This window comes from Peribacillus sp. NPDC096447 (assembly GCF_044762725.1).
Lineage (GTDB): Bacteria > Bacillota > Bacilli > Bacillales > DSM-1321 > Peribacillus.
The window spans coordinates 17,613-38,151 of record NZ_JBIWEV010000008.1 but is presented as its reverse complement, the minus strand read 5'-3'; the positions used below and the strand labels follow the sequence as shown (position 1 = coordinate 38,151).

At 38.6% G+C, this 20,539-nt stretch carries 14 protein-coding genes; 2 read left to right on the top strand and 12 right to left on the bottom strand.

What is annotated here, in order from left to right; all coding sequences use genetic code 11:
- Nucleotides 1-121 precede the first annotated feature (121 nt).
- The 7 genes from ACIQZD_RS22880 to ACIQZD_RS22850 form a co-directional block, all read right to left on the bottom strand.
- A complete protein-coding gene (locus ACIQZD_RS22880) occupies nt 122-3,307 on the bottom strand; it encodes a biotin/lipoyl-containing protein (RefSeq protein WP_402906679.1) in 3,186 nt (1,061 codons plus the stop codon).
- Nucleotides 3,308-3,344: 37 nt separating this feature from the next.
- Complete coding sequence (locus ACIQZD_RS22875) at nt 3,345-4,037, bottom strand: hypothetical protein (RefSeq protein ID WP_367233590.1); 693 nt, start codon at nt 4,035-4,037, stop codon at nt 3,345-3,347.
- Nucleotides 4,038-5,381: 1,344 nt separating this feature from the next.
- Complete coding sequence (gnd, locus tag ACIQZD_RS22870; protein WP_402906676.1) at nt 5,382-6,785, bottom strand: decarboxylating NADP(+)-dependent phosphogluconate dehydrogenase; 1,404 nt, start codon at nt 6,783-6,785, stop codon at nt 5,382-5,384.
- Between the two features lie 78 nt (nt 6,786-6,863).
- On the bottom strand, nt 6,864-8,210 hold the full coding sequence (locus ACIQZD_RS22865; RefSeq protein WP_137020236.1) for a GntP family permease: 1,347 nt from the start codon (nt 8,208-8,210) through the stop codon (nt 6,864-6,866).
- Nucleotides 8,211-8,228: 18 nt separating this feature from the next.
- Nucleotides 8,229-9,773, bottom strand: coding sequence for a gluconokinase (gntK, locus tag ACIQZD_RS22860; protein ID WP_402906673.1), 1,545 nt, complete (start codon nt 9,771-9,773; stop codon nt 8,229-8,231).
- Nucleotides 9,766-10,497, bottom strand: coding sequence for a GntR family transcriptional regulator (locus ACIQZD_RS22855; RefSeq protein WP_402906671.1), 732 nt, complete (start codon nt 10,495-10,497; stop codon nt 9,766-9,768). The genes gntK and ACIQZD_RS22855 overlap by 8 nt, the downstream gene beginning before the upstream one ends.
- Before the next feature lie 374 nt (nt 10,498-10,871).
- Nucleotides 10,872-11,513: an HAD hydrolase-like protein gene (locus ACIQZD_RS22850; RefSeq protein WP_402906669.1), complete on the bottom strand. Its 642-nt coding sequence runs from the start codon at nt 11,511-11,513 to the stop codon at nt 10,872-10,874.
- A gap of 289 nt (nt 11,514-11,802) precedes the next feature.
- Between ACIQZD_RS22850 and ACIQZD_RS22845 the strand changes: the two genes are divergently transcribed.
- Both ACIQZD_RS22845 and ACIQZD_RS22840 read left to right on the top strand, forming a co-directional pair.
- On the top strand, nt 11,803-13,203 hold the full coding sequence (locus ACIQZD_RS22845; RefSeq protein WP_402906667.1) for an alkaline phosphatase family protein: 1,401 nt from the start codon (nt 11,803-11,805) through the stop codon (nt 13,201-13,203).
- A gap of 87 nt (nt 13,204-13,290) precedes the next feature.
- A complete protein-coding gene (locus ACIQZD_RS22840) occupies nt 13,291-14,034 on the top strand; it encodes a hypothetical protein (RefSeq protein ID WP_402906665.1) in 744 nt (247 codons plus the stop codon).
- 593 nt (nt 14,035-14,627) lie between these two features.
- Here the strand turns inward: ACIQZD_RS22840 and ACIQZD_RS22835 are convergent.
- The 5 genes from ACIQZD_RS22835 to ACIQZD_RS22815 form a co-directional block, all read right to left on the bottom strand.
- A complete protein-coding gene (locus ACIQZD_RS22835; RefSeq protein ID WP_402906663.1) occupies nt 14,628-15,125 on the bottom strand; it encodes a PTS sugar transporter subunit IIA in 498 nt (165 codons plus the stop codon).
- A 220-nt stretch (nt 15,126-15,345) separates the two neighbouring features.
- Complete coding sequence (locus ACIQZD_RS22830) at nt 15,346-16,320, bottom strand: carbohydrate kinase family protein (protein ID WP_402906661.1); 975 nt, start codon at nt 16,318-16,320, stop codon at nt 15,346-15,348.
- Between the two features lie 16 nt (nt 16,321-16,336).
- On the bottom strand, nt 16,337-17,809 hold the full coding sequence (locus tag ACIQZD_RS22825; protein ID WP_034314995.1) for a sucrose-6-phosphate hydrolase: 1,473 nt from the start codon (nt 17,807-17,809) through the stop codon (nt 16,337-16,339).
- A gap of 65 nt (nt 17,810-17,874) precedes the next feature.
- Nucleotides 17,875-19,323 carry a sucrose-specific PTS transporter subunit IIBC gene (locus tag ACIQZD_RS22820; RefSeq protein ID WP_061462524.1) on the bottom strand — a complete coding sequence of 483 codons (1,449 nt, stop codon included), beginning with the start codon at nt 19,321-19,323 and terminating at the stop codon, nt 17,875-17,877.
- A 193-nt stretch (nt 19,324-19,516) separates the two neighbouring features.
- Nucleotides 19,517-20,512, bottom strand: a complete 996-nt coding sequence (locus ACIQZD_RS22815; RefSeq protein WP_402906657.1) for a LacI family DNA-binding transcriptional regulator — start codon at nt 20,510-20,512, stop codon at nt 19,517-19,519.
- Nucleotides 20,513-20,539 lie beyond the last annotated feature (27 nt).

Sequence of the window (20,539 nt, the reverse complement as noted above, 5' to 3'; positions counted from 1 at the left end):
ATGAAAACTTTTTCTTAAACATATAAAATGCCACGGGAAGCTATTAAACGTCAAATGCGATGAGCATGAAAAGGCCTCCCACAGTAAACTGCGGGAGGCCTTTTGATTTTCCATCGAAAGATCAGCTTAATTCCACTTTAGTAATTTCACTTAAATAATCCCCACTTATAATCGAGCCTTCATCTGCAACAACATATTCGATAACAGTCGGGCTTATGGTCCGAATATAAACAAAAGCTGAATCATCCACATGCTCAATCCGAAGCTTTTTCCTCTGTGCCTGCTTAATATCAAGCTGATTGGTACTAGCTTCCGGCAGGCTTGTGTAATAAATTTCAAAATCTTCTTCTGATGCATCAATGAAAAGATGCCAAATGTTATATTCTTCTTCTTGATCAATCATTGTTTTTAATTTCCCTTTTCTCCCGATGCCAAGAAAATACTTGAACTTTGATTCCCCATTCACCATATCGCGGTCCATAACTTTTATACTTCCGCCTTTTCTGCTTTGTACAAGCCCAAAGGCAACGCCTGTTTTTCCTGTAGGGGCGGTTATTATATCCCGGTTAACCACCACTCTGTTTCTCTCTTCTTGCTTTAAATAAGCGCCTTCTGTCCCCAGTGGTGGGAGAATCTCAAAAAGATCACCAGACACTTCTCCCCAGTTTTGAGTGTTCTGCACTTCCCTTTCAATCCATTTATTAAATAGATTCATGACGACCGGGGATTTACTTGAATTACCCGCAAGCAATATATTCACTTTATTAATTTTGCTGTGTTCTGACCGGGCAAAAGCGCGCCGTAATGACTCAAAGAAATTTTTAATGCCTTTGTCGATTCTTTCCTCAATCTGTTGTTCCATTTCATCTTGATCGATCAAAAGTTCCACATTGAGTTTAGCGTGGCCGGCTTTGTCAAACAAATCTGCCCGGATCATGCCTTTTCCAAACTGTTCTTCATACCGTTCATGTCTTTCCCAAAGCGGCCTTAATTTTTCCACCAATTGTTTCGTATTTAAATAGGCTTCTTGTGATTCATTAATCAGTGTTTCACTTCCGGGAAACTTCACACATTCCGCTGGGAGGGTAAAAGGAATGTTTAGCTCACGCATTGTTCTTTGGTTGTTTTTAAACACTTGGAATGCCAAAAGATCCAGCATGTTCTCACCGCCTAAATACCGGTCCCCGCCCGCTGCAAAATGCTCAATGACATAATCATATCTACTTTCTTTCAAGCCCGCTTCACGCCAAATCCCAAAATCAAAATCTGTCGTTCCTCCACCAAAATCAAACACACCATAGTACGTTTTTTCATCCTCTTCCGGTTCAAACCCGTATTCCTGTAACGCACAAACGGCATAGGCTGCAGGTTCACTCGCCCCAGCGGTGACACGAAACTTTTTCATTAATTCTTCATCCTGCTGAATCGGCATAGGAAGCGTCTTTTTTAACCCACGTTCAAAACACTTTAGAATTTTTTCCCTTACCTCTTTTTCATACGTCACCGGGAAAGAAAGGGTGTAATCGAGGTAAATCCCATTGTTCTGGTTATTGATATACAAACCCAGGTAGTAGGCGTATAACTCGATTGGGTTGATTTCCTGATCGGTTAAATCCAAAAAGGAACGCAGTACAACGGCATATCCCCTCTTGTCTTTTAATCGGAGTTCGTTATTCTTTTCTCCAGCCCACTGCTTTAGATTATTCAATATGGAATAATAATGGTCACTCTTTCCATTCATCAAGTTGTTAAGGGCATTGTGGGAAACCGTCACATCCTGCCACCTTGTATCTGGTCTTCCTTCTTTTTCTTGATAAAGCTCCAGGAAATGTTCTAAATCAATAAATTCAATCACGGTTGGATTTTCATAATGCCAGTCTTGTACTTCCGTGTTATGGTAGCCAACCCCAATACGCATGGGAAGAGTAAAGTCACTTTCTTCTTGATGAACAACCACCGTACTTTTCGTTCCAAAATCAATGCCAACTATGCCGTCCTCCCTTATATCCATTTTAGGGTTTCTGGCCATTATTTCTTCGTTCAGTTTTATCGTTAAAGGTTTTTCATCAGAGGTGACAGGCCATAAATCCCAATGTCCCCGGTTTGGATCTGTTAACATCTTTTCATCATATGTATCAATATCGGCTCTTACTTTTTCAGAGTTTAAAAGCTTCTCATAAAACGTGTTGGAATCAATAGCGATCGATGGCAATTCTTTAAGAAAACTTTCATGATCTAATTCCTTTAATTGATACAATTCCAGCAAATAATCATACTCCTTCTGGCGTTCTGCGCTTAATCCGCTTGGAACTAACCGGTTTTCCAGCCAGAGATGGAGAGCCTTTCGGTCATTGATTTCAAAAGCATTTTCCCCATTTAAACGGAAAACGGGAATGAAAAATCCTTTTCCCAGCAAATTATTTTTTTGATTTACTACATCGTAGCTTTGAATGTCGTACCCATTGGATTTAAACGCTATCGATTTAGAAGAGTTAGTTTGATTGGCAAATATCCTTGAAATGGAAGGATTTTTACTCGCGGAATAATCGTCTAAAGTTAGTATTCTCTTATATACAGGGTGATCGGTTGTATTGAAACTTTTCGCAGCCTCTTCCCGTGTCATGACATCACCTTTAAAACCGGAAACGTCCAGATGCTTTTTGTAGTCAAAATCCTCGTCCATTAATTCATAGTATTTTCTATAAGGAAATACCGCTGCGATGTTATGATCATATATAATATTCCCATTATTCATGTAAACCCATCTGGAACGGAGCATTTTTTTAATGTCTTGAAAGAAGCTCGCTTCATCCTTGAAGAAGGTTTCTTCTGCACTCTGATATAAATGGCTGATTAACGATCTCACTTCTTTATAAGTCATTGAAATGGCAGAGACCGGAACGGTTTGGGAATCAGATGAGAATAGAACCTGCTCTTCGTTCTTATTCATTAAGTATATGGAACTGTCTATGTTATTTTTTTCAGCTAAACTTGTTACGTTCTCAATCGGCTCTTTATCTTCCATCGTTTCTTGTTTTTCAACTTCTTTTAATAATTCTTCAGAAATTGCATCACCAGAATCCAAATAACATATCAGGTCACCAATCTTGACTATAGTGTCCTCCGCTACGTTCAATTCTTTAAGGGTACCTTCTTTTTCTGAAAAGAGGTCAAATTCGATGCCCTCACAGCTGAATTTGGCTAAGCTTTCGCCCACCGTAATATAATCGCCTGGCTGTTTATACCATTGCACAAGAAGGACTTTTTCAATGCCTTCTTCAATCTCTGGGATAATAATCGATGTCATTGTATTTCTCCTTTACTATCATTCTCTTTTTCGCCTGCTAGATTCTCACAACGGATTTTTTAATGGTTTTACCATTAATGCTTATATATCCTGGCAGCAGGACGTCCATGATGTTCCCGGATATTTTGCTATTGAGGGCCCTTATGTACAAGTCCTCCCTGAAGACCTCATTCATTTTCACTTCCTGTATTTTATATAAAGGGGTATCGTATGTTTTACTGTACTCTTGAAAGAAATACAGAAAAAGGGCGAGCAAAGTCTCTCTTTCCTGCTCCCGTCCTTCCATAATCTCGTTTTTGATAAAATCCCACAAAGATGAAATGTTTTCATATTGCACGCCACAGACTATAAATTCCTGCACGGAACCGCCCTTGAAGATTCCTTTCAAGGAACTTTTAGTGGTTTCGGATAATTGTTGAACAGCTTCGTAAAGTTTTTCTGCTTCCCGATAGTCCGCTCTTCTCTTTTGCAATTCATTATAATAGGATTCCATTTTCTCATTCAGATGGTGGACCATTATTTGGTACTCACTAATTTCTGCTTTTTTCGAGGCAAGCTCTTGTTGAAGTTTTGCTATTTCATTTTCTTTTTCTTTCAGCAGCTCCTTATGCTCCCCCAATTGACTATACGAGCCCGCTTCTGCTATTGCTTGTATCTTTTCAATGACTCTTTCGTCCTGTAGGGAAACCATTAATGCCTCAATAAAACCATCATCCCATTCCTTATTCATCTTTACACTCCTTTCAAAAGTGTTAACCAACCATACTCGCTCTGTATATGCATGAAAAGGTTTGCCCTTTTTTTCCATAGAAAAATCCCCTCCCAGATAGACTGTTAGGAGAATACAACCATAACTTATATTCCAAGATATCAGTAGTGAGATTACTTATTTCTTATCAAAAATACGTATATAACGTATTAAAGATGTATGAATAATATGATGCTTACTTTCACTTTTCACTATAAAATACTCACAGTGTTCCATCCTTTTTAAGACTTCTTGTAAGACATCCTCTTTTTTACTACTCAATCCTTTTTTTATTTTCTCCCACTTAACATCAGCGTCAAGAGTATAACAAACATAGAATTCCTTTAACAGGTTAATCTTCCCCTTAAATGCTTAGTTTCTTTAACTGTTTTTATTATTTATATCTAATCCGAATTCATATTTTTCCTCAATCCGATATACTACCTTATGAGTACCACTTAATAAGATTCGGTATGATCATGTTGTTTAAGTGGGTTGAAATGACTAGGGTTAAACCCCCGGATTACTTGATAAGAAAAGGCCTCCCCTCAGTAAACTGTGGGGAGGCCTTCAACTTTTAAGATGTTCACATGTTAGGTGAGCACCGATGATTACATATGCTCCCCATTCATCTTTCAATAAAAACCCGAACAAAAAAGCCCTTCTCGTTTGAGATGGCCTTTCATTATGCTGTTCCAGGACACTCGCTTAACTATTAAATCGCATTTCTTGATGCTAGTGGAATCTTGATGGTTCGCATGCATGTTTGTATGGGAGTTTAAACAAATTATCCATAACAGCATTAACACAATCTTCACAATAATAATTGACGAACTCTCTACCTTGTTCAAAAATTGGTGTCATCGTATCTATGTCAGCCCATTTAAAACAGTAAATACACATTTGCCTCATGATATATCACTCCTTTTTCACGCGGAAATAATGGAAATACCCAAAAGAAGAATATGTGCCACTTGCCGACATTATTCAAGAAACGTTTGTGAACCCTGACTGTAAAATCAAGGTAGAGAATGAATTAAATGCTATAAACCGATATCATTTATATACCACTTAACCTGAGTATTAAACCTCCCCCAAAAATATTATTCGTTGCCCGTCAATCTTTTCCAACAAGACTTTTTCTATTTTGAAGTTCACCCATGGTTCGAAATAACGCAATCAATCATTTTGCCCTGACTAAAAATTCCTTTACCACTACCTGCACTTTTACATAAGAAAAAAGAGCTGCCAAAGCAACTCTTTATTGAAGTAAAGTACCTGTTTCAACTTCATGAACGGTATGACTATTTCTTTTGTCACTTTCCATCACTGCCAGTTTGTATGGAAGACCCCTGCCAAATCACGTCGTTCATAGGTATGCGCACCAAAATAATCACGTTGTGCTTGCAAAAGGTTAGCATTTGAGATGCCTGTTCGATAACTATCGTAATAAGTAAGTGAAGAGCCTAAACATGGAAACGAGGTGCCAGAATTTATTCCCTCACAGACAACCTTTCGCAATCCCACCTGGTAATCTGCAACCTTTTCAGCGAAATATGGTGAAATCAATAAATTGGCCAGATTCGGCTGCTCTTGATAGGCTTCGCTAATGACGTTTAAAAATTCTGCCCGAATGATGCAGCCGCCGCGGAAAATAAGCGCAATATCCTTTAAAGGCAAATCCCAGCCGTTAAGTTCAGAACTCATTTTATATTGAGTGAAACCTTGCGCGTATGCACAAACCTTGCCCATATATAATGCTTGCCTAATATAGTCAATCCACTCATTTTTATCTAATTTTTGCTGAACGTTCTCAGGCCCTGTTAGAATGTTTTCTGCATGAACCCGTTCTTCTTTTAAAGCGGAAATGTAGCGAGCAAACAAAGACTCTGTAATAATCGATGCTGGTATCCCGTTATCAATTGCTTGCATGCTGGTCCATTTTCCTGTGCCTTTTTGTCCTGCTTTATCAAGAATCACATCGATCAAGGGTAAGCCCGTTACTTCATCTTTCTTCCTTAAAATTTCCGCTGTGATTTCGATTAAATAACTTTTCAGTTCGCCTTGATTCCATGTTTCGAAGATGTCAGCAATTTCATTAACTTCTAAATGCAATTTTTCTCTTAAAAACGTATAAGCTTCGGCGATTAATTGCATATCCGCATACTCAATCCCGTTATGTACCATTTTTACAAAATGACCTGCTCCTTTTGGACCGATATAGGTACAGCAAGGATCATCATTTACTTTGGCTGCGATTTTTGTCAGGATTGGAGCTACTTTTTCATAGGCGTCCTTATCTCCGCCTGGCATGATTGAAGGTCCTTTTAACGCCCCGACTTCTCCTCCGGAAATACCAATTCCTACATAACTGAATCCTTTAGATTTCAATTCATCATATCTGCGTTCAGTATCCTCGTAATGGGAGTTACCGCCGTCCATGATAATATCGCCTGATTCAAGATGAGGAAGTAATGAAGTGATCACCGAGTCGATCGGTTTACCCGCAGTCACCATTAGAAAAATCTTTCTTGGAGTTTCCAGTGACTTAACAAATTCTTGGATTTCGTAATACGGATGGATCGACTGACCGTCCAATTCAGCAACAAGCTGATCCGTTAAATCTCTTGTGTAGTTATAGACAGCCACTTGTTCCCCTTTACTAGCCATATTTAACGCGATATTACTGCCCATTACCCCTAAACCAATGACACCAATTGTATTTAACATTTATTTCTGCTCCTTCTATGTAAGAATAATAGGCAGTAAATCCCTGCCATAAGTGGGGGATTTACTGCCGGGGAAAGCCTATACAAATAAGCTTAGTAATAGAATGAATCCTAATCCAGCTACTGAAATGATCGTCTCAAGCAAAGTCCACGTTGCAAATGTTTCTTTCATGCTTAAACCAAAATACTCTTTAAACATCCAGAAACCAGCATCGTTAACGTGTGAAGCGATTAAACTTCCCGCTCCGGTAGCAAGTACGACTAGAGCAAGGTTAACGTCCGTCTGACCTAACATCGGAATAACTAAACCAGCTGTCGTTAAGGCTGCAACGGTAGCAGATCCCAATGAAATACGCAGGATTGCCGCGATGATCCAGGCAAGCAAGATTGGTGATAATGATGTTCCTTTGAATAATTCAGCAACATAGTCACCTACACCGCCGTCAATCAATACTTGTTTGAAGGCTCCGCCGCCCCCAATGATCAAGAGCATCATTCCGATATGCAGAATCGCCGAAGTACAAGATTCCATAATATCTTTCATTGGAATCTTTCTTGCCAATCCCATTGAATAGACCGCAAATAATAAGGAAAGCAACATGGAAGTACCTGCTTCCCCAATGAAACGGATAGCTGCCAGTAAACCATTATCTTCAAATCCCATTGTTTTTTGCATCAAAGTGATAATTGTAGCAATTGACATTAATATAACCGGAAGTAAAGCAGTAAATACACTGATTCCAAATCCAGGTGTATCTTCAAGTTTAAACGATTTTTGTTCTCCTAAAGAGGCAATGCTGCCTGTTTTCGTAAATGATTCAGGTACTAATCTTTTAGCTATCTTCGTAAATACTGGTCCAGCTAAAATAACGGTTGGAACCGCAATGATGAAGCCGTAAAGTAAAACCTGACCAATGTCTGCGCCATATTCACCAGCGATAACGGTCGGTCCTGGGTGCGGCGGCAAGAAACCGTGTGTTACGGATAATGCCGCTACCATTGGAATACCAAGATATAATATCGAAACTTTTAATTCTCTTGAAATCGCAAATACGATTGGAATCAATAATACTAAGCCCACTTCAAAAAATAATGCGACACCGATAATAAATGATGCTGCTACAACTGCCCATTGAATATTCTTTTCACCGAATTTTTTAACAAGGGTCATGGCAATGCGTTGCGCTCCGCCTGAATCTGCGATCAACTTACCCAACATCGCTCCAAGTCCAAAGATTAACGCTAAGTGGCCAAGTGTTCCGCCTAATCCAGCTTCAATGGTTTTGACAATTCCGTCAAGTGGCATCCCAAGTGCTAAAGCCACGCCAAATGATACAATGATCAAGGAAATAAAGGTGTTTAATTTTAAACCCATTATTAAAATTAATAAAGCGACAATTCCTAAAGCGACAATAACTAATGGCATTGTAATCCCCCCATGTCTTTACTTTGCAGCATTTATTAAGTTTCTTTGATAATCCGCAATCTGTGTATATTCGTTTTCCAATACCCTTGATAGGTTAATGAAAATCGGCAGTAGCTGCCTATATTCTTTTACAGAATCAGCTTTCGGTGTGTGCTTGTGGGTATTGCCTATCATTTCAGAAACCACTTCGAAGGAATCAATTTCCCCAGTGGCATATAACCCTAATATACAAGCACCCAGGCACGAACTTTCGTAGCTTTCTGGAACCACGACTTCCGATTCGAAGATATCGGACATCATTTGCCGCCAAACAGCCGACCTTGCGAAGCCTCCCGTAGCTTGAATTCGGGTCACGGGACCGTCCATGCATTCGGTTAAGGCTAAAAATACTGTGTATAAATTGTAAATGACACCCTCCAGAGCCGCTCGAATCATATGTTCTTTCTTATGCGACAGTGTTAATCCGAAAAATGAACCCCGTACGTCCGGATTCCATAATGGTGCACGTTCACCTGCAAGATATGGATGGAATAACAATCCATCAGCGCCTGGTCTTACACGTTCGGCAATCTTGGTCAAGACTTCATAAGCGTCGATTCCGAGTCGTTTAGCCGTTTCTACCTCGGATGAAGCAAATTCATCGCGAATCCAGCGAAGGACCATCCCGCCATTGTTTACCGGCCCGCCAATCACCCAATGCTTTTCCGTTAAGGCATAGCAAAAGATTCTTCCTTTTTCGTCTGTTTTAGGCTCGTCTATAATCGTCCGAATCGCACCGCTTGTCCCAATCGTGACAGCGATTTCACCTTTCCGGATAGCGTTTACACCTAGATTTGAAAGGACACCATCACTTGCCCCAATGACAAAAGAAGTTTCTGGGTCAATCCCGATCTGTTTGGCCAATTCCGGGTCACAGTTGTTAAAGATTTTTGTAGTTGGTACGAGTTCAGATAATTGATCACGGGTTATTCCAGCAATTCTTAGGGCGTCCTCATCCCAATCCAAGTTTTTGAGATTCAACATGCCCATCGATGAAGCAAGGGAATAATCGACAACATATTGATCAAAGAACTTTTTAAAGATATATTCTTTAATCCCGATATACTTTTTAACATTGGTTGCAATCTCCGGGCGATCATTCACGATCCAGGCGATTTTGGATAAAGGTGACATCGGGTGAATCGGTGTTCCGGTTCGTTTGTAAACTTCATGCCCATCTAATTCATCCTTTATTTTATGGGCCCAAGCTTCACTGCGATTATCTGCCCAAGTGATGCAAGCGGTTAGCGGCTGGTCATTTTCATCCATAGCTATAACACTATGCATCGCACTGCTAAATGAAATGAATGATGGTTTTTTATCTGGATGCTGCTTCGTTATATTTGAAAAGGCTTTCAGAACAGCCTGGAAAATCTCCTCAGGGTCTTGTTCCGCCGTTGTCATATCCGGTGTGTAAAGAGGATAGCCAATATTCTCTTGCTGGATGACATCGCCTTTTTCCGTGAATAATACAGCTTTTGTACTTGTTGTACCGATGTCTACACCTAACATATACCTAGTCATTTTCTTTTTCGACTCCTTTTGAAAGCATCTGTTGGGCCATCCATAAGTCTTCAACCTTCTCTTGAACATCATCAAAGTTTACATGTAACGACTTAATCATGAGGTCTCGATCTTTTGTTCTGATCGCATCAATATAAAGTTGATGATTATTTGTGATCCGTGTAAAGTCTTCATACTTTTCTTTAAAACGAGAACGCATGGATAGAAGAATCAAACTTTCCATCACAGGTTTTAAATTATCCCAGATCATCAGGATGTAAGAATGATTGATGGACCGAATGATCGTTTCATGGAATAGGACATCCTGGTAGGAAAACTCATCAGCATCTTGGTATTTTATGGAGATTTTCATCATCTCTAATATTTTACTAAGCTCCATTACTAATTCATTCGTGTTCATCCTCACTAGACGTTCAAATACAAACGTCTCGATAAGTATACGTACATCATAAATTTCTGCATACTTTTTTTCTGTTAAACCAATGACAACCGCACCCATTCTTTCTAATCGGATGATATTTTCAGAGGCCAATATTTTTAACGCTTCACGAATGGGAGAGCGGCTTACACTGAAATCAGCAGCTAATTTATTTTCTGATAGGATGGCACCGCTTTCAATCATCCCCGAAATAATACGCATTCTAAGCTCGGATGTAACACGATCACCAGCTGAAGCTTTTGAAAGCCATTTTACAGGATAAAGAAATTCCTTTGATTCAGCCATATATTCACCTTCTAATAGAGTTCAAGTACACTTGTATACAAGTATTATAATAAAAATAATTAATAATGCAAGTTTTTTGAATTCAACAAGATTCTCGTTAATATAGTCAAAGTTTATTGGGAGTTTAGAAGGTTCAGGAGGAAAAAAATGAATAGAAACATAGAATGGTAATATTTTGTTCACTTTGGGATTAACTGATACTCCGAAATCGCAAAAGCAATTCGCTTCTGTTCTTTAACAACCTGGCCCAATTGTTGAACAAAGTTCAAACAGCACTCTTGAACTATCCTGCCCCGATAGTTCATTAAGGTTATTTTTTCACTTTGCTAAGAATCGCACTTTCAAAAGGCCGCCAATTGGCGGTCCTTTAGATTTTAAACTAACTCTAAGATTTCTTTGAAATTATTCACTACAAAATCAGCTTGTTTTAATTCATCTTCTTGAGCAAAGTCAAAGTTCACACCAACGGCAATAAGTTCATTATCCTTAGCAGCAGATATATCTGAAGAACGGTCTCCGACAACGTAACCATTTCCAATTTGATTTTTATTTTTCACCATTTGCACTAAATCTGATTTATGCCCAGATCTAATTAGTTGGATACTATATGTATTTTGAATAAATCTATCCAAATTATAAGTTTCTACAATTGCTTGTAAATATTCTATCTGTCCATTACTGGCAATAAATAAGGGATACTTTTTACTTAACTCATTTAATGTTCTCTCCACATCAGCATATAATGCACCTTTTTGTGCTTGGATTAGTTCTATAAGCTTTTTATGAAAAATCTCATTGCTCTTTACTCGTATTTCTAGTGAGTGGTTTGGGCAAAGTGTTTTCCATACAACTGGCAGAGGCACACCCATAATTTCCCTATACTGTTCAATCGGTGTTTTAGTATCCCATAAATTTTCTTTTCGTAGTACATCAAATGTTTCTTCTAGGGCAGGCTCTAAAATTAAATTTGTTTGAAATAAGGTTCCATCCATATCAAAAATAATTGCTTTACTCATTCAATTCCCCCTCTCTCTATCTCTCATTATAACATTCTATAATTTTTAAAAAGCACTACCTTAAAGACAGCGCTAATCTTCAGCTAACTCACCCGTTAGCTTAACAGATATGTATAAGTTTTTATCTGTTCACTCACTCGAATACAGGGCGCATTGAGATTTGTTTCTTATTAATAAAAATAAATATTGGTAATTTTAACGTTTAATTTACAACCTATTAAAATTACATTAATATACTCCCCCTATAATTCTCCTTGTAAGGATACGACAACAATTGGAGGTAACAACATTGTTCAAAAAGAAGTTAAAGAAAAAGTTATTACCAGTAGCTGTTCTTTCAACAGTTGCCTTTAGTGGTTTAATTGGTGATTTCTCGCATGTAAGTGCAGAGGATTCTGTGAATAAGAAAGCAACGAATAATGGGGAAATCAAAAACGTCATTGTTTTAATCGGTGATGGCATGGGAGTTTCTTATACTTCTGCACATCGTTATTTAAAAGACGATCCATCAACAAAAGTTGTAGAATCAACAACATTTGATCAATACCTTGTTGGACAACAAACAACTTATCCGGAAGACCCTGAACAAAACGTAACGGACTCTGCTTCTGCAGCAACTGCCATGTCTGCAGGTATTAAAACATATAATAGCGCGATTGCAGTTGACAATGATGGTTCAGAAGCAAAAACGGTTCTTGAAGCTGCTAGAGAAAAAGGAAAAGCAACAGGTCTTGTTGCAACTTCTGAAATTACACATGCAACACCTGCTTCTTTCGGATCACATGATCACAGCCGTAAAAACATGAACTCAATTGCTGATGATTATTTTGATGAAATGGTGAATGGCCAACATAAAATCGACGTTCTTCTTGGTGGCGGTAAGAGCAACTTCGAACGTAAAGACCGCAATCTAACAGAAGAATTCAAAAAAGCTGGATACAGCTATGTGGAAAACCGTGAAGACATGTTAAAAGATACAAACGGCAAAGTTCTTGGTCTATTTGCTGATGGCGGGCTTCCAAAGAAAATTGACCGTACAGAAGAAGTTCCTTCATTAAAAGAAATGACAAACACTGCTCTTTCAAAATTAAACAAAGATAAAGACGGCTTCTTCCTAATGGTAGAAGGAAGCCAGATAGATTGGGCAGGACATGACAATGATATTGTTGGCGCTATGAGTGAAATGGATGACTTTGAACAAGCATATAAAGCAGCAATTGAGTTTGCAAAAAAAGACAAGCATACATTAGTAGTAGCAACAGCGGACCACTCAACTGGCGGATACTCGATTGGTGCGGACGGAATTTACAACTGGTTTAGCGAACCAATCAAAGCCGCAAAGCGGACACCTGATTTCATGGCTGAAGAAATTGCTAACGGCGCAGGTGTTGCAGCAACATTGAAAAAGTATATTGATCAAAATATTCTAGCATTAACAGAAAAAGAAATTCAATCAGTTGAAGACGCAGCTAAAACAAAAAAAGTTCTTGATATCGATAATGCGATTGAGAACATTTTCAATAAGCGTTCTCACACTGGGTGGACAACAGGCGGACATACAGGTGAAGATGTTCCTGTGTATGCATTCGGACCATCAAGTGAAAAATTTGCTGGACAAATCGACAACACTGAAATTGCAAAAAATGTTTTTGATGTCCTAGATTACGATATTAAAATTCAAGATAAGTAAGAAATAAATGGGTAAGCTAAAAATATCCCGTTGCTATAGCAAGCAACGGGAACTTTTTTTAATATAGAATCATACGGAGGAATCATCATGAAAAAGACTCTTTCTATATTATTTTTAATCATGCTGCTTGTTGGCTGTTCATCAAATGCCAGTCCTGAAAACGATGAAAAAAATTCAGGGAACGAAAACCAAAAAGAAAATAACATCAATGAAAAAAATGATGAAACGAAACAGCAAAAGAATCAAAGCAAAATTGACGAGTACCAGCCTAATCCTCAAGTAACAGATGACCATTCATTGCAAAAGGTTGGTCAAACATATGCAGACCCAAAAGGGGAAGCCACTTTAAAAGAGATTAAAAATGTTAATAAAACGTATGAACTTGGATCGATAGAATTAACAGTAAGAGAGATGAAATTGATTCACTTAAGACCTGATTATGGTATGATCGATTATTTTCACGTATTAACACATGATGAGGAGTTCGATTTTGTTAAAGTTTTCGTTGAGATCAAAAACAAATCTTCAGAGAAAGTGAATTTCGCACCAATCGCATTAATTGAAACGAACACAGGCGAAACTTTTGATTGGCAGAAAGATATTTACCTTGAAGAATTAAACGGTGAAATTGAAGGAAACGGTACAAAATTTGGAAACCTTGGTTTTATTGTAAATGCTACAGGTGATGATCACGGGCATAAAGAGGGGCAAAATGAGTCCGGCCACAAGGAAGCAAAGGACATTAAGTGGATTGAAATAACAACAAGTGATGTATTTGATAAAGACCAGAAAAAAATTAGCAAAGCGCAAAAAATTAGAATTGAGTTTTAATCCTATGTAAATAAAGATTTCCCGAAATGGATCTTAAAGTTATTCACTCTTAAAGGCACCCTCCAAAAACCCCTTGACGGCCAAGGGGTTTTCTCTATAGCTGTAAAATAAAGTTTAATCAAATTAATGCTATTAGAAAAGATTAATCAAAACATGCCCTTAGACTACTTTGAGAGGAGTTAGAACCCCATTGATGTAATAATTCCATTTTAATCTTATAAAACGATAGAAAGGATTACATTACAATGTAAAGTTGATGGACAAAATATATATAAACTTGATTTCCTTATTCAACTAAACTGCCCCGAAAGTTGCATAAGAAAAAGCTGCCTTAAAGACAGCTCCGAACTTACCTGCCTCTTTAGTTCATTAAGCAAAAAGGTCACCAAATGGCAGCCCCGGAAAACTGCAGTAATAATATACGTGCAAAATAGCACTTAAAATAAGTGCAAATTATCACCTAATGTAACACAATTCCGTTAAGTTATGATACCAACTTAGTCAAAATAAAAACACCCCATTTCTGGGGTGGACATCTCTTGGTCATATGTTCTTTAGTTCTTTAACGAGTTTCTTCTATTTTACTCATTCTCCTATTTTAAGGTAACTACCAGAACGGTCGTTTTACCGGCTACAGATTGTCCACTATAGTGATACTCTAAATTTGTCACAATGTCTCCATTGGTAATGATCATCGGTGTAATAGTACTTGATGCTTTTTCCTTTACCAGTTCAAGGCTGTAGGTGACCAAAATGTCTCCTGCTTTAACCTGGTTACCTTCTGCCACACAAACGGAAAACCCTTCTCCTTTCATGTTAACCGTGTCCAATCCAATATGAATCAATATTTCCAGCCCTTCTGCCGTTTCCAATGCAATGGCATGCTTCGTCGGGAAGACATTGATGACTTTTGCATCAGCCGGCGCCACTACCTTCCCTTCGATAGGAAAGAAAGCAATACCATCTCCCATCATTTTCTGTGAAAAAACTGGATCCGGTACATCTTCAAGCTTTAAAATTTCTCCTTCAATTGGCGATACTAATTTTATTTCCGAAATTTTTGTTTTTTTTCCAAATAAGTTTTTTAACAAGGTAATACCTCCAATTATTTTTAATATTCTGGCTGAACAGCAAATTTCTTAAGCAATCACTTTTTTGGTTTGTTCTTTTAGCTGGTCTGATTTCGGTCCAAAAATTGCCTAGATGTTATTTCCTATCTCCAAAACGCCCGCAGCTCCAAGGCCTTTTAATCGGTCCTTATCAACTTAGCAAGCCAATCGGTCGGTACTTTTCCGTTTAGGGCAGGCGCCATTATTGATCGATTTGCTGCAGTTGATAAATCGCTTCTTTGGCCGGAATGGAAGAGATTGCTCCTTTTCCAGTCGTAGTAAGAGCGCCACTAGCGTTTGCAAAGCTTAGGATTTCTTGGTGATGAAGTTCAAGAACTTCTTCCAGATTTCCTTGCCGAACGTCTTTTTCTAATAACTGATACAGCAAGCCTCCGATAAATGCATCCCCAGCCCCTGTTGTATCCTGTACGCCAACGCGATACCCGGTTGATTCGTATTTTTTACCTCTTACATATAATTCGGCACCTTTAGCTCCTTTTGTATAAATTACTGCTTTAACAGCACCAGTAAATAACGAAGAAACTGCTTTTTCTTTGTCAGTAATCCCGGTAATAAACTCAAGCTCTTCATCAGAAATTTTCACAATATGAACCATTGGAACAAACTCTAAAATCGTTTTCCGGCATTCTTCAGGATCAGTCCAAAGCGGAAGGCGGACATTTGGGTCAAAGCTGATGATTCCGCCTTTTGCTTTTACAGAAGTAATGGCTTTCACATGCGCATGCTTCATAGGACTTTCCACTAAATCGACTGAACAGAAGTGGAGGAGGTCGCCGTTTGCAAACCAGCTATCGTTAATTTCAGTCTCATGAAGCAGCAAATCTGCAGAAGGATTGCGGTAGAAAGAGAAATCACGTTCACCATTTTCAAGCAAAGATACAAAAGCAAGGCCTGTGTTGGCTTCATTCGTTCTCGTAATTTTATCTATTTTCACGCCGGCTTGCTGCAATTGTTCTAAAAGAAAGTCCCCAAATGAATCCATTCCGAGCTTAGTAATTATCGATGCATTGCCGCCATTTCTGGCAACTGATACAGCAACATTCGCTGGAGCGCCTCCTGGAGCACGCTCGAATTCCATTACATCTTTTAGTGCGATTCCTTTTTGAAGGGGGATAAAATCAATTAATACTTCACCGATTGCATATAAATTTCTCATACCTTACCTCTCGCTTTCATACATAACTCCATTTTTTTGCTTGAAAAGTGGTGCTTCCAGATAATGCAAAGAAACGAATTTCATTTCTGTTTTCACGAGGGAAAATCCGGCTCGTGAATACTTCTTCACCGTCATTGATGAAAATCTCAACAGAAGAGGTATCTACAAATAAATGAAACTTAATTTTTTTGGTATTCACAAAGCATTTTCGGATTGTTCCATAAGCTTCTCCAACGGTCTCACCTGAAGAAGAGCGGTCAAGAATGACTTTTTTCTCTACAGTATCATATTTAATGACCGTTTTTTCATCATCACCGGCCCTGAATTCAATACCAAATTCAACGGCATCGTTGTTTTCAAATTCACATACCATTTCATAGGATACTCCTTTGAATTCTTCATACATGTTCTTGGTGTTCTTCAAAACACCTTTTACTTCAGTTTCCTGCCTGCGTAGCGCTTGAAGTTCCTGCACTGGCCGCTGAATCAGTTTGCCGTTTCGAACAGATAATTCTCTTGGCAGTGTTAAACAATGCGCCCAGCCATTTTTGTCTGTGGGTAAGTCGATTTCAGGCAAGCCCATCCATCCGACAAGGATACGCCTTCCGTCAGGATTAACCATTGTTTGCGGCGCATAAAAATCAAAGCCTCTGTCAAGCTCCTGAAAAGAGCCATGTGATAATGAGTGGGTTATTGTATCTAGCTTGCTGCCAATAACATAACCGGATTGATAAATATTGTGGTAAAGGTCTCCCTTGGGCTCCAAACCTTGTGGAGAAAACATCAGTACACCATAGTTTTGCAGTTCAAAATAATCTGGACATTCCCACATATATCCAAAAGTTCCAAGGTCAGTTTGTAACTCTCCTTCAAATGTCCAGTTTACTAGATTAGAGGAACGATATAGGACGACACATCCTGTTTTGTCTTTCCGCTGTGCACCGATTACTGCATAAAAGGTATCATTTTCTCTCCAAACTTTCGGGTCGCGGAAATGATTAGTATATCCTTCTGGTACGTCCCGAATGAATGGATGGGTCAATTTTTCAATTTGTCCCGTTTTCTCCATGATGGCGATACATTGATAGGGATGTCTTTGCCAATTCTCATCACGGGTGTTGCCGGTATAAAATAAATATAGTTTTCCTTCATATTCAATAGCACTTCCGGAATAGGCTCCATGGCTGTCATAATAATCATCCGGTGCGATCCCGATGCCGGCATTTTCCCAAGAAACAAGATCTTTTGATTTCGTATGATACCAATACTTCAACCCATGTACAGGACCAAGTGGAAACCATTGGTAGAATAAATGGTACTCGCCATGATAAAAAGAGAAGCCATTAGGGTCATTAAGTAGGCCGGATAAAGGCTGTATATGAAAGGTTTGTCGCCATGTGCATTCATTTACTCTTGTTTGCAAATTTTGCAGCTCTACCTGATTAACATCTTCAACGCGGCGATAACGCTGTTCTTTTGTCCATCCCATGTGATCAGACTCCTTTAAAAAATCAGAGGACTGTTCCTTGTTTCGAACAGCCCTTTTCATATTAATTAGGCTGCTTCTTTTCGAGAAAGGGCAGCAACTTTTTTATCTGTCCGATTTGCTAAACTGAATGTTGCGATAAAGGCAACAGCAAAGGAAATGGCCATACCAATTATATAAAAGATAATTGTATCTGTTTTTATTGAAATAATCCCTGGTAGACCTGCAGCGCCAAGTGCAATCGCCTTTACTTTGAAGAAGGTGACGAAAGCAGAAGCCACTCCTGAACCTATAATTGCTCCAATAAATGGATACTTCAGTTTTAAGTTAACACCGAACATTGCAGGTTCTGAAATCCCTAAAAGAGCCGAAATACCCGCTGCAGATGCCGTACCTTTTGTTTTTTTATCTTTCGTAATGAAAGTAACTGCAAGGGTTGCTGCACCTTGAGCAATATTGGACATTGCTGCAATTACGAAAATAAATGAGCCCCCAGTTTTTGAAATATCAGAAAGTAATTGTGTTTCTACAGCAATAAAGCTATGATGCATACCTGTGATAACGATTGGTGCGTAAAGAAGTCCAAATATAGCTCCTCCGATAAAACCAGTTCCATCATATAAGAAGATGAGACCGTCTGTTAATAAGTTCCCTGTAGCACGAGTAATCGGTCCTACTACTGTGAACGTTAAGATACCAGTAATAAAAATTGTCAATAATGGTGTTAGAATATTGTCTAGTGCGGAAGGAATGACTTTTCGCAAATACGTTTCTATTTTTGCTAAAATAAAGGAAGCAACAAGTACTGGCAACACAGTGCCTTGATATCCGATTTTTTCAATTTCAAATCCGAGAATATTCCAGACCTGAATTTCACCGCTTACTAAGGCTCCTCCGTATCCCCAACCATTCAATAAGTCAGGGTGAACCATTAACATTCCAAGTGTAGCACCCAGATAAGGATTTCCGCCAAACCGCTGTGTGGCAGAGAAACCGATTAAGATTGGAAGGAATACAAATGCTGCGTTGGCAAATGTATTAATTAGAGCTGCTAAATCTGCGAATCCCGGGTTAGCTTCGACAATGGATTGCCCTGCGATAAATAAGTCAGGTGCTGTGAGCAAGTTGTTAATCCCCATCAATAGACCGCCGGCAACAATTGCAGGAATAATAGGAACAAAAATATCAGAAAGCATTTTTACAAAGCGCTGAAGCGGATTCATTTTCTTCGAACCAGCATCTTTTACATCTTTCGTCGACATTTCAGTAAGTCCAGTTAGCTTTGAAAACTCTTTGTATACTTCATTAACAGTTCCCGCACCGATAATAATCTGGTATTGTCCTCCAGTTGAATATGTTCCCTTTACTGCATCCATCTCATCTAGTTTTGCTTGATCGACTTTATCTTCATCATGTAAAGCTAAGCGGAGCCGAGTCGCACAGTGTGCTGCAGCTGCCACATTTTCTTTCCCGCCGATTGCCTCCAATATTTCCTGGGATACTTCTTTATAATTCATAATGATCCTCCTTTTAAACGTTTATAAACGCTGATTTGGAACCGGTTCCGTTTGAATTCAAAAAAATATATGAATATATTAAGCGACGGAACCGGTTCCAGCATAAACCAAAAAAATATAATATCAACAAGTTGATTCACAGAAACCGGTTACATTTTAGAAGGGAAATATTTGGTAACCGATTTCATTTTGATTATAATCGGTGTAGTAAACGATTGTCAACGCTTTCTCTTTCAATAATTTTATATTTTGATAGAGATAATTTTGGTAATTCTTCCCCGTTAACAAGCTTTACGATACTTTTAGCTGCCATTTGTCCTGCTTCTTTGTAGTAAAATTTCGCTGTAGTTATGCCTGGGTGTATCATCTCTGTTACTTCATAACCTCCAAATCCAGTGATCGACAAGTCTTCTGGGATTTTTAAACCTCTTAAATAAGCTGCTTTCAAAGCACCAATCGCTATATTATCAGTTGCACATACGATAATAGAGGGAGTGAATTCGTCAATAATAGAGGGGACATTGATTAATGCATCTGTTATGCTGAAGCTTGTTTCATAATACCTTACTTCACAGTCTGATTTTTCATCTATCGCCCGCTGAAATCCTTTTTTTCGCATGACTCCTACAGCAATATCTTTTCCTGTTACGCCCAAAAAAGCAATCTTACGGTGACCTTTTTCCAGCACATGTTTTCCGAGATCATATGCTGCTTCATAATCATTGTGTATGATGCTGTGAATTGTTTCATGCTGCTGACCAACCAGTAAAACGGGCAAGTGCAGCTCTTTGAAGGCCTCTAAATGGGCGTCTGTAACTTGGGATGGAAGCAAAATCATTCCCGCAACCTTTTGCTTAGCCAGTGTGTAAATATTTTCAATTTCCCGATCTAAATCCTGACCGGTATTTGAGATCAGCATTTGATAATTTAGTTCTCTTAATTGTTCATCAATGCCAATTAACGTATGAGAAGAAGCATACGAATCAAGTCTCGGTACAATGGTACCGATTATATTAGTTTTCTTTGCTTTTAAACTTTGAGCGAAGGCATTAGGAGCATAGCTGGTTTCATTTATCACACGTTCGATTTTATTTTTCGTTGCCTCACTAACAGAACCATTATTTAGATAACGTGAAACTGTACTCTTAGCAACTCCGGCAAGCTTCGCGATATCAGTAATTGTAACCAAAGCATTCATCTCCGTCTTTATATGGAT